Here is a 10244-nt window from a genome sequence, read left to right on the forward strand (position 1 = left end):
AGATCCTCATATTCATAACCGCTGCGCCGATTGAGCATATCAAAGTGCCCCTTCTCACAATCCCCGATTGAGCATTTGCCGCGACCAGGACCCGCTTTATATGGTGGGAAGCGCGCCAAAACGACTGCCATTTGGCACGAATTCCGGAAGGCCAAGAGGGCCTTAACGCTGCCGACGCTTCACTGTGCCGAAACCGGTCAGCCGGGTCCGGGCGCTCTCTATCATAGGCCCCAAGGCTCGGCAAAGTGCCCGCCAGCGGGTAAATCGCCGCATCGCGCGATATGTTCCCGTGGCTTGACTTAGGCCCCTTCTAGTTGCGAAAAACTTGCATCTAAGGAATTTCCTCCATATATTCCGGCGAGATAGTCCGGATTTGACAGTGCGGTGCCATAAGTGGAAACGACCGATAATCGTTCAGAATTGAATGACGACACCGTGGATGCCCCGGCGGGACGCCAGCCGGCGCTGACCGGCTGCCCATGGCATGATGTCAACGAAATGCTGCAATCCGCGGGACTACGCCCGACGCGGCAGCGGATGGCATTGGGGTGGCTGTTGTTCGGCAAGGGTGCCCGGCATCTGACCGCTGAAATGCTTTATGAGGAAGCGACGCTCGCCAAGGTTCCCGTGTCGCTGGCCACCGTCTACAACACGCTGAACCAACTCACCGACGCCGGCCTGCTCCGTCAGGTGTCGGTCGACGGCACCAAGACCTATTTCGACACCAACGTGTCGGCACACCATCACTTCTACCTCGAGAATAATCACGAGCTGGTCGATATTCCCGACCCGCATCTGGTTTTGTCGACGATGCCCGACGTGCCCGAGGGCTACGAGATCGCGCGGATCGACATGGTGGTCCGCCTGCGCAAGAAGCGCTGACTTTGAGTGTCATACACGGGCATAGCCGTTCAAGAGAACGCTATGCCCGGCAACGACAGCACCGCATCAATCCACTTTCTCGTCGGCGTAGACGCCCCAGAGCCGCTGTTGCTCGATCCAGCCGTCAAACCCGTTGCCCGCGATATGGCACCAGCCGGCGGCGCAATGCTTGACCTGCGCAACGACGCCGGCCTGCAAACGGGCACTCACTGCGCTCGAGGCATCGGCCCGCTCATAAAGCGCGGCGAGGTCGTCCTTGTTCTTCATGGTGATGACCGCGGTGCGGCGCCCGGACAATAGCGAGTGGTAGACCCACCCCTCCGCGCCTTCCGAATCCCGCACCCGGCGCCAGTTTTCGAATTCGGCGGTGATTTCCACCGGCAGGCCGGAGCGCGTATAGACCCAAGCCACGTCGTTGTCCTTGGTCGGACCGGCGCGAACGTTCACATGATCTGATTTGAGGCTGACATAGCGCGGAACGGGCAGACCGCTGGTCGTCATCGCGGCGTCCCTGGCCGCTGCCATCGCCATCAACGGCGCACCTGAGAGCCAGGCGGCAAGCACCGTCAAACCCAAACGCCCCCACGCCATCCACGCGTCTCCTGCCGAGATCAGCTCAAAATTCTTCGAGCTGCGACACCTGTACCTGTAAGACCCCAAAGCCCCTGCCGGCCGATGACCCTCGGCTTGAACCCGGTTCCCTCCCGGGTTCTTGTTTTGGCCCGGCCTTCTGCTAGAGAGGACGGAAAGCCAGAACGAAAGACCCCGAAAAAGTCCCGCGACGACTCCGACGGTGACGTCGGGCCATGCGGAAACGCCCGGACCACGCGGCAGTGCAGTGTCGAACAGCCGGGTTAATGAGGTCTGAACAACCTCATGAGGGCAGGACATGTCGGTTAAGAAGAAACCTCTCGTCGTCGTCACCCGCAAGCTGCCGGACTCGATCGAGACCCGGATGCGCGAGCTGTTCGACGCCCGACTGAATCTCGACGATGCGCCGCTAACGCCGGAACAGCTCGTCGATGCGGTCCGCACCGCCGATGTCCTGGTGCCAACGGTCACCGATCATCTCAGTGAAGAGGTGCTCAAGCAGGCCGAAGGCAAGCTGAAGCTGATCGCCAATTTCGGTAACGGTGTCGACAATATCGACGTCACAGCCGCGCATGCGCTCGGCATCACCGTGACCAACACGCCGAAAGTCTTGACCGAAGATACCGCCGATATGACCATGGCGCTGATCCTGGCGGTGCCGCGCCGGCTGATCGAGGGCGCCTCCATCCTGACCGAAGGCAAGAACTGGGAGGGCTGGTCGCCGACCTGGATGCTCGGCCATCGCCTCGGCGGCAAACGCCTCGGCATCGTCGGCATGGGCCGGATCGGCCAGGCGGTCGCACGCCGCGCGCACGCGTTCGGCCTGCAAATCCACTATCACAACCGCCGACCTGTCGCTCCGCGCATCGCCGAAGAGCTCGGCGCTACCTATTGGGAAAGCCTCGACCAGATGCTGGCCCGGATGGACATCATCTCGGTGAATTGTCCGCACACGCCGGCGACGTTCCACCTGTTGTCGGCGCGGCGGCTCAAGCTGATCCGAAAAGACGCCTATATCGTCAACACGGCGCGCGGCGAGGTGATCGACGAGGAAACGCTGACCAAGTTGATCGAAAGCGGCGACATCGCCGGCGCCGGCCTCGACGTTTTCGAGCACGAACCTGCGGTGAGCCCGAAGCTGGTTCGGCTCGCCAAGGCCGGCAAGGTGACGTTGCTGCCGCACATGGGCTCGGCCACCATCGAGGGCCGCGTCGAGATGGGCGAGAAGGTGATCATCAATATCAGAACCTTCCTCGACAACCACAAGCCGCCGGATCGCGTGCTGCCCAGCATGCTGTGAGGCGCATATCATATTCTGTCGTCCCGCTTGTCCGGGACGACGGAGGTTTTGCCTCGCTCCCGCTTCCGCCATTCGCCGACAAAGGCGACGAAAGCGGCGAGCGGCGGCGGCACCTGGCGACGGCTCGGATAGTACAGGAACGGTCCGGGAAACGGCGCGCACCAGTCTTCCAGCACGCTGATGAGCTTTCCGGCCTTGATCGGCTCGCGCACATAACCTTCGAAGGTGAGCCAGAAGCCGAAACCGTCGTGGGCGGCGCGGTAGGCGACCCCGGGATAGTTGACGATCAACTTCGCCGCCGGCGAGACCTTGACCACGCGCCCGGACTTTTCGAATTCCCAATCCTGGATCGCGCCGCGGCCGTAGCGAATGCGGACGCAGCGGTGGCCGAGCAGATCCTTCGGATGTTTCGGCTTGCCGTGCCTGGCGAGATAATCCGGCGAGGCCACCAACGCGTAGCGCTGCGGCGGGCCGAGCGCGAGTGCGATCATGTCCTGCGCCAGATGCTCGCCATAGCGAACGCCGGCGTCATAGCCCTGCGCCACGATGTCGACAAAGCTACTCTCGCCGACAAGCTCGAAATCGATCTGCGGATGTGCGGCGAGAAACGGCGCGACCATCGGCGCCAGCACCAGATCGATCGCCGGCGGCGGCGCGTTGATGCGCAACCGCCCCGACGGCACGCCGCGCAGACCGCGGACTTCGTCCAGCGCGCCATTGACGTCATGCATCGCGGGCGCCACCCGCGAGAGCAGCAGCTCGCCGGCTTCGGTGAGCGCTACGCTCCGTGTGGTGCGATTGAGAAGCCGCACGCCAAGCCGCTCCTCGAGGCCGCGCAGCCGCTGACTGAGGCTGGAAACCGATGCGCGCTGATCCAGCGCCGCCCGGCGAAAGTTTTTCGCGCGCGCAATGGCCACGAAAGCGTCGAGATCGCGGAGATCGAGGTCGCTCATTGTTCGATAGAATGAACAATCTATTCACGACTGTCTATCTTATCGTTTCAATGGCCAGGCGTCATATCGGGGGCACTTCAACGGTTGCGAACTTTTCCGCACCCCACTTTCGGAGCACCCCTATGGAACACCGCAAGCTCGGTAAATCCGGCCCCACCACCTCCGCCATCGGACTCGGCTGCATGGGCATGTCGGACTTCTACGGACCGGCCGATCGCAACGAGAGCATCGCGACCATCCATGCGGCGCTGGACGCCGGCATCACCCTGCTCGACACCGGCGACTTCTACGGCATGGGCCACAATGAGATGCTGATCCGCGAAGCGCTGTCCTCGCGCAATCGCGCCAACGTGCAGATCTCGGTCAAGTTCGGCGCGCTGCGCGAGGTCGAGCGCAAATGGAACGGTTACGACAGCCGTCCCGCCGCGGTGAAGAACTTCCTCGCTTATTCGCTGCAACGGCTCGGCGTCGAGGCGATCGATATCTACCGCCCCGCCCGGCTCGATCCGAACGTGCCGATTGAGGACACGATCGGCGCGATGGCTGAGATGATGACAAAGGGCTACATCAAGCACATCGGCCTGTCGGAAGTCGGCTCCGAGACCATTCGCCGCGCCCACGCCGTGCATCCGATCGCTGATTTGCAAATCGAATATTCGCTTCTGTCGCGCGGCATCGAGAACGACATCCTGAAGACCTGCCGCGAACTCGGCATCGGCATCACCGCCTACGGCGTGCTGTCGCGCGGGCTGATCAGCGGCCACTGGACCAAGGACCGTTCGGGCGCGCAGGATTTTCGCGGCAACAGCCCGCGCTTCCAGGGCGAGAATCTCGATCGCAATCTGGCGCTGGTCGAATCCTTGCGCGCCATCGCAGATGACATCGGTGCGACGCCGGCGCAGGTCGCGATCGCCTGGGTCGCCGCGCAGGGCGCAGACATCGTGCCGCTGATCGGGGCGCGGCGGCGCGACCGCCTTTCAGAGGCGCTCGGTGCGCTCGACGTCAAGCTGACGAACGAACATCTGACGGCGCTCGAAGAGGCGTTCCCGCCCGGCGCGGCGGCCGGCCACCGCTATCCGGAGGCGCAGCTCGTGCACATGGACAGCGAGAAGCGCGCGAGCGCGTGACGAAGCTCTTGCTTATGTCTCCATGAAAAAGTAGAGGCCGCTTGCTCTGGAAGAGAAACGGGAGCGGGTCAACCTCTCCCTTTTCCGCGAGAGGGAGGCGGATCGGTTGTCAGCGATGCCCGCTCAGATCCGTGATGGTCAGCGCATCGCCATTCAGGGGGTTGAGCGGATCGCGCTGATAACGCAGCGTCTCGAACCGCATCGCGCGTGCGTCGACCATCAGGAGACGTCCGACCAGCCCGTCGCCGAAACCGACGATTTCGCGGATCGCTTCCAGCGCCATCATCGAGCCGAGAATGCCGGCGAGCGCGCCCATCACGCCAGCCTCCGCGCAAGCGGGCACCGTGCCCGGCGGCGGCGGTTCCGGAAACAGGCAGCGATAGGTCGGATTGAATACGCCATCGGCGTTTTTCTCGTGCGCCCGGATCGTGGTCAGCGACCCGTCGAACATGCCGAGCGCTGCCGTGATCAAGGGCCTCGCTGCGAGAAAGCAGGCATCCGACACCAGATACCGCGTCTCGAAATTGTCGGAGCCATCGAGCACGAGATCATAACCGCCGATCAGCTCCATCGCATTGTCGGCGTTCATCCGCGTCGCATGCGCGGCGAACTTCACATGCGGATTGAGGCGGCCGATGCGCTCGGCGGCGCTATCGACTTTTGGTTTTCCAATATCGAAGGTATCGTGAATGATCTGACGTTGCAGGTTGGAGAGCGACACGACGTCGTCATCGACCACGCCCAGGGTGCCGACCCCGGCCGCGGCCAGATACATCAGCGCCGGCGCGCCGAGACCGCCGGCGCCGATCACCAGCACTGAGGCTCCCTTCAACGCCGTCTGGCCGGGCCCGCCGACCTCGCGCAGAACGATGTGGCGGGCATAGCGCTCGAGTTCTTCAGAACTCAACATGTCGCAAACTTACCTTTTCCGGCCAAGCTACGCTGAACCGTCCAGCCAATAGTGCCGACCCAACAGATGTGCTTAATTGAGGCTTCGTCAATGGACCTGAGACGTGTCATGAGATCGATGTCGGCGGCAATAGTTGTGTTTATCGCCACATGTGCTTCTGCGCAGGCCCAGACGCCGGCCCCGACGGCAGGCGCCAAGTCGAAACAGGCCACAGCCGCCGCGCGTCCGGCATTGCAAACGCCGTCTGATACCGCGAACGCGATGGGCCAGAGCGAGCGCATGTCGATCCAGGCCGATCTCGCCTGGGTCGGCCAGTACAACGGGGCCATCACCGGCGACGTCAGCGAGCGGATGGTCGAGGCGATCAAGGAATATCAGAAGGCGAGCGGCGGCAGGCCGACCGGCGTGCTCAATCCGAAGGAGCGCATGGTGCTGGCCGAGACCGGACGGCGACGCCGCGAAAACGCCGGATGGAAGATCGTTACGGATGCGGCGAGCGGCGTTCAACTCGGCATTCCAACCAAGCTGGTGCCGCAGCAGACTTCCGACGCCAACGGCACCAAATGGAGTTCGCCGACCGGCACGATCCAGGTGCTGCTGACGCGGCGCAAGGAAGCCAACCCGACCACGGCGAAGCTCGCCGATCGCGAAAAGAAGGAGCCCGCCGGCCGCGCGGTCGACTACACCGTGGTCAAGCCGGATTTCTTCGTGCTGTCGGGCCTGCAGGGGCTGAAGAAGTTCTACGTTCGCGGCACCTTTAAAGGCGACGAAGTCCGCATCCTCACCATTCTCTACGATCAGGCGACCGAGAATACGGTCGAGCCGGTGGTGATCGCGATGTCGAGCGCGTTCAACCCATTCCCGGTCAAAGCCGCGCCGCCGCCGCGCAAGACGGTTGAATACGGCACCGGGGTCGTCGTGAGCGAAGACGGCGCGATCGTCGCCGACCGGCAGGTCACCGACGAATGTCTTGCGATCACGGTCCCGCCATTCGGCAACGCCGACCGCATCGCCGAAGACAAGGAGCATGATCTGGCGCTGCTTCGCGTCTATGGCGCACATGGGTTGAAGCCGCTCAGCCTCACCTCCGACACCGCAGACAAGGCCAGCATCGAACTGATCGGCATTTCCGATCCGCAAAATCAGTCTGGCGGCCGCGCCGCAAGCACGATCAAGGCGGCGGTGACGCCGGCGGGCAGCGGCGGCGACCTCGCGTTGTCGCCGACACCGGCGGCGGGGTTTTCCGGGGCCGCGGCCCGCGACGATGGCGGCAAGTTTGCCGGCCTGGCGCTGCTGAAACCGGCGGTCGCAACCGGCGCGGCATCCGCCCAATCCGTGCTGGTGTCGGCGGCGGCGGTCCGCGAGTTCCTGAAGGCGAATGGCGTGAGCGCATACCAAGGCGCAAATGATGCGGCTTCCGCCGTCGTCCGCGTCATCTGCGTGCGCAAATAGCCGCCGATTCGCCGCGCCGTCACAATAGTTAACACTTGGTAAACACTTCGGTATTTGCCCGGATGCCGCCGGCGGCGCGAGCCTGTCATGCTACCCTTAAGCTGATTCGGCCCGCGAAGGAGTCCTTCGGATGCACACGGTTGTTTTGGCCACTCAGAAAGGCGGCAGCGGCAAGAGCACGCTGGCCATCGGGCTGGCACTCGCCGCCAAAAAAGCCGGCCAAAACGTGCGGCTGATCGATACCGATCCGCAAGGCACATTATCGAACTGGCAGAGCCGGCGCGGGATCGCCGAGCCCATGGTCGAGACCATCTACAACGTCGGCCGGATCGAGACCCGCCTCGAGGCGCTGGCGCGCGGTGGCGTCACGCTGGTCGTGATCGACACCGCCAGCGGCGTCAGCGCCACCACGGCGGCCGCGATCCGCTGCGCCGACCTCTGCCTGATTCCGGCGCGGCCCAGTATTACCGACATCGAGGCCTGCGCGGCGACGCTGAAGGCGGTTCGCGGCTGGCAGAAGCCGTTCGCGTTCGTCCTCAACCAGACGCCGATTCGTGGACGCCGCATCGACAACGCCGCGCTTGCGCTCGGCGATGGCGCGGCGCGCGAGATGAGCGATGTGCTGGCGCAGCCTTTCATCGCGATGCGCAACGATCACCAGGACGCACTCGCTTGCGGACTTGCGGTCAGCGAATATGCGCCCACCGGCAAATCCGCCGAGGAAATCGGTCAGCTCTGGCGATGGGTCGAGGCCCGGCTCGGCGCGACCGCCTCCAAGCCTGCAGCGTTTCCGGACGCCAGCTTTCCGCTCGTGCCGGTCGCCGCACAAAGCGGCGAGACCGCGAGCGCGCCGCGCGCCGGTTGGGGCGATGGCCTCGCTCCCTGGGATGCGGGCCTCTAACGGGCCACGCTATTTCCGGCGTTTCATTTCTGACACTTCGGGCACCAGAAGGTCGAACGTCCGTTCTGGGTGAAGCGGCGCACGATGCCGCCGCAGCCTTTGGTCTGGCATTTCTGACCTTCTCGGTCGTAGACCTGAAACGAGTGCTGGAAATAACCGAGTTCACCCGAGGTCTGTCGATGATCGCGCAGCGATGAGCCGCCGGCCTTGATTGCCTGATTGAGCACGGCGTGGATCGCCTCGACCAGACGCCGCGCATGATCGGTGGTCTCGCCCTTCTTGGTTGCGAGCGTCGCCGCCAGCCTGCGCGGCGACAGACGCGCGCGAAACAGCGCCTCGCAGACATAGATGTTACCGAGGCCGGCGACCACGCGCTGGTCGAGCAGCGCTGCCTTGAGACTGGTTTTCTTGTTGGCGCAGGACCGCGCCAGCATGTCGGCGTCGAATTCATTGCCGAGCGGCTCGGGACCAAGTCCCCTGAGCAATGGCTCGTCCTCGATCGCCTCGCGCGCGATGACTTTCATGTAACCGAAGCGGCGCGGATCGTTGAAAATGATCAGGGCGCCGGACGACATATGAAACAGCACGTGGTCGTGCGCACGGTCCTCGCTGCGCGGATGATGAAACTGGCCGGGCCCATGGCCGTTACCGTCTGTGACGACACGAAACGAGCCGGACATGCCGAGATGCATCAAAAGCACGTCGCCCGAGGCCAGATCGGCCATCAGATATTTGGCGCGGCGGCCGAGCCCGGTCACGGTTTGACCTTCAAGGCGGCTGGCAAAATCTTTCTGAAACGGAAATCGAAGGTCTTTGCGCCGAACTTCGGCTTTTTTGATCCGCGCCCCCTCCATGGCCGGCTGCAAACCGCGACGGACGGTCTCGACTTCGGGTAATTCAGGCATAGGTCGTGTTCACCTTCATCTGGGGACGTGATAGCGCCATTGCGGCGGCCGCGCTATGGTCCGGCCACAAAGAGGATGGAATGAGCCAACCGGACGAAACCACGCATTTTGGCTTCAGGGACGTCGCCCTCGGCGACAAGCAGACGCTGGTCAATGACGTCTTTCACAGCGTGGCGCGACGCTATGACTTGATGAACGATCTGATGTCGGCGGGTCTGCATCGCGTCTGGAAAGACCTGATGATCAATGCGCTCAATCCGCCGCGCTCCGACATTCCGTTCGCGCTGCTCGATGTCGCGGGCGGCACCGGCGATGTCGCCTTCCGTGCCGCGGATGCGGCGGGCAGCGGTTTCAAGGCAACGGTTTGCGACATCAATTCTGACATGCTGGCAGTCGGGCGCGAACGCGCGGCCGCGCGCCATCTCGATGACCGCGTCTCGTTTGTCGAAGGCAATGCCGAGGAGCTTGCGTTCGGCGATCGAAGCTTCGATGCCTATACGATCGCGTTCGGCATCCGCAACGTGCCGCGGATCGACCGTGCGTTGAACGAAGCCTATCGCGTATTGCGGCCGGGCGGCCGTTTCCTGTGTCTGGAATTCTCGGCGGTCGACGTGCCGGGGCTCGATCGTCTCTACGATCTGTTTTCGTTCAACGTGATTCCGCCGCTGGGGCGCGCCATCACCGGCGACGCCGAGTCCTACCAGTACCTGGTGGAATCGATCCGGAAATTTCCAAGGCCCGGCGCGTTCGCCGAGATGATCAGCCAGGCGGGATTTTCCCGCGTGAACTGGCAGAGTTTTTCGGGCGGCATCGTGGCATTGCATTCGGGCTGGCGTTTGTGATTTCGGCAACGATGCATATCGCGCGGGTCGTCCGCGCTGCGTTCGTGTTTGCGCGTGAGGGCGTTTTCGGCACCGTCGATCCGTCTCTGGTGCCGCCGCCAGGGCAGTTGGCGCTGAAGTTCGCGCGGATGTTCGAACGATCGGGCGCCAAGTCGGGCCCACGGCTGTCGCGCGCCCTGACCCGCCTGGGGCCCGCTTATCTCAAGCTTGGACAATTCCTCGCCACGCGACCGGATGTGGTCGGCGTGGTGCTGGCGCGCGATCTCGAAAGCCTGCAGGACCGCCTGCCGCCGTTTCCGCAACAAGAAGCCGAGGCGGTGATCGCGACCTCGCTGGAGCGCCCTATTTCACAGGCTTTCGCAAGCCTCGGTCCCGCGGTTG

General features: G+C 63.6%; 10 protein-coding genes and 1 pseudogene. 7 read left to right on the plus strand and 4 right to left on the minus strand.

Annotated elements, in window-relative coordinates:
• The first annotated feature begins 393 nt into the window (after window positions 1-393).
• Window positions 394-882 (plus strand): iron response transcriptional regulator IrrA, encoded by a 489-nt coding sequence (gene irrA, locus VFL62_RS04680; protein ID WP_325171208.1) that lies wholly within the window; start codon window positions 394-396, stop codon window positions 880-882.
• 66 nt (window positions 883-948) lie between these two features.
• Here irrA and VFL62_RS04685 read toward each other — a convergent pair whose 3' ends face one another.
• The gene (locus VFL62_RS04685) at window positions 949-1413 is read right to left on the minus strand and encodes an SH3 domain-containing protein (RefSeq protein WP_325171217.1); all 465 of its coding nucleotides are present in this window, start codon (window positions 1411-1413) and stop codon (window positions 949-951) included.
• 358 nt (window positions 1414-1771) lie between these two features.
• Between VFL62_RS04685 and VFL62_RS04690 the strand changes: the two genes are divergently transcribed.
• Window positions 1772-2773, plus strand: a complete 1002-nt coding sequence (locus tag VFL62_RS04690) for a D-glycerate dehydrogenase (protein WP_325171209.1) — start codon at window positions 1772-1774, stop codon at window positions 2771-2773.
• Window positions 2774-2781: 8 nt separating this feature from the next.
• On the opposite strand, the gene VFL62_RS04695 is transcribed toward VFL62_RS04690, so the two are convergent.
• Window positions 2782-3726: a LysR family transcriptional regulator gene (locus VFL62_RS04695; RefSeq protein ID WP_325171210.1), complete on the minus strand. Its 945-nt coding sequence runs from the start codon at window positions 3724-3726 to the stop codon at window positions 2782-2784.
• Window positions 3727-3848: 122 nt separating this feature from the next.
• On the opposite strand from VFL62_RS04695, the gene VFL62_RS04700 reads away from it, so the two are divergent.
• Window positions 3849-4853, plus strand: a complete 1005-nt coding sequence (locus tag VFL62_RS04700) for an aldo/keto reductase (protein ID WP_325171211.1) — start codon at window positions 3849-3851, stop codon at window positions 4851-4853.
• Between the two features lie 109 nt (window positions 4854-4962).
• On the opposite strand, the gene VFL62_RS04705 is transcribed toward VFL62_RS04700, so the two are convergent.
• Window positions 4963-5763: a molybdopterin-synthase adenylyltransferase MoeB gene (locus VFL62_RS04705; protein WP_325171212.1), complete on the minus strand. Its 801-nt coding sequence runs from the start codon at window positions 5761-5763 to the stop codon at window positions 4963-4965.
• A 108-nt stretch (window positions 5764-5871) separates the two neighbouring features.
• Between VFL62_RS04705 and VFL62_RS04710 the strand changes: the two genes are divergently transcribed.
• Both VFL62_RS04710 and VFL62_RS04715 read left to right on the plus strand, forming a co-directional pair.
• Complete coding sequence (locus tag VFL62_RS04710) at window positions 5872-7215, plus strand: serine protease (RefSeq protein ID WP_325171213.1); 1344 nt, start codon at window positions 5872-5874, stop codon at window positions 7213-7215.
• 130 nt (window positions 7216-7345) lie between these two features.
• Complete coding sequence (locus VFL62_RS04715) at window positions 7346-8116, plus strand: ParA family protein (RefSeq protein WP_325171214.1); 771 nt, start codon at window positions 7346-7348, stop codon at window positions 8114-8116.
• A gap of 23 nt (window positions 8117-8139) precedes the next feature.
• Here the strand turns inward: VFL62_RS04715 and mutM are convergent, their stop codons facing one another.
• Window positions 8140-9021, minus strand: a complete 882-nt coding sequence (gene mutM / locus VFL62_RS04720) for a bifunctional DNA-formamidopyrimidine glycosylase/DNA-(apurinic or apyrimidinic site) lyase (RefSeq protein ID WP_325171215.1) — start codon at window positions 9019-9021, stop codon at window positions 8140-8142.
• Between the two features lie 80 nt (window positions 9022-9101).
• Between mutM and ubiE the strand changes: the two genes are divergently transcribed.
• Both ubiE and VFL62_RS04730 read left to right on the plus strand, forming a co-directional pair.
• Window positions 9102-9863: a bifunctional demethylmenaquinone methyltransferase/2-methoxy-6-polyprenyl-1,4-benzoquinol methylase UbiE gene (ubiE, locus tag VFL62_RS04725; protein WP_325171216.1), complete on the plus strand. Its 762-nt coding sequence runs from the start codon at window positions 9102-9104 to the stop codon at window positions 9861-9863.
• Window positions 9860-10244: pseudogene (locus VFL62_RS04730) on the plus strand (ubiquinone biosynthesis protein UbiB); the annotation flags it as partial. The gene ubiE and the pseudogene VFL62_RS04730, both read left to right, overlap by 4 nt.

It is taken from the genome of Bradyrhizobium sp. (assembly GCF_035701725.1).
Lineage (GTDB): Bacteria > Pseudomonadota > Alphaproteobacteria > Rhizobiales > Xanthobacteraceae > Bradyrhizobium.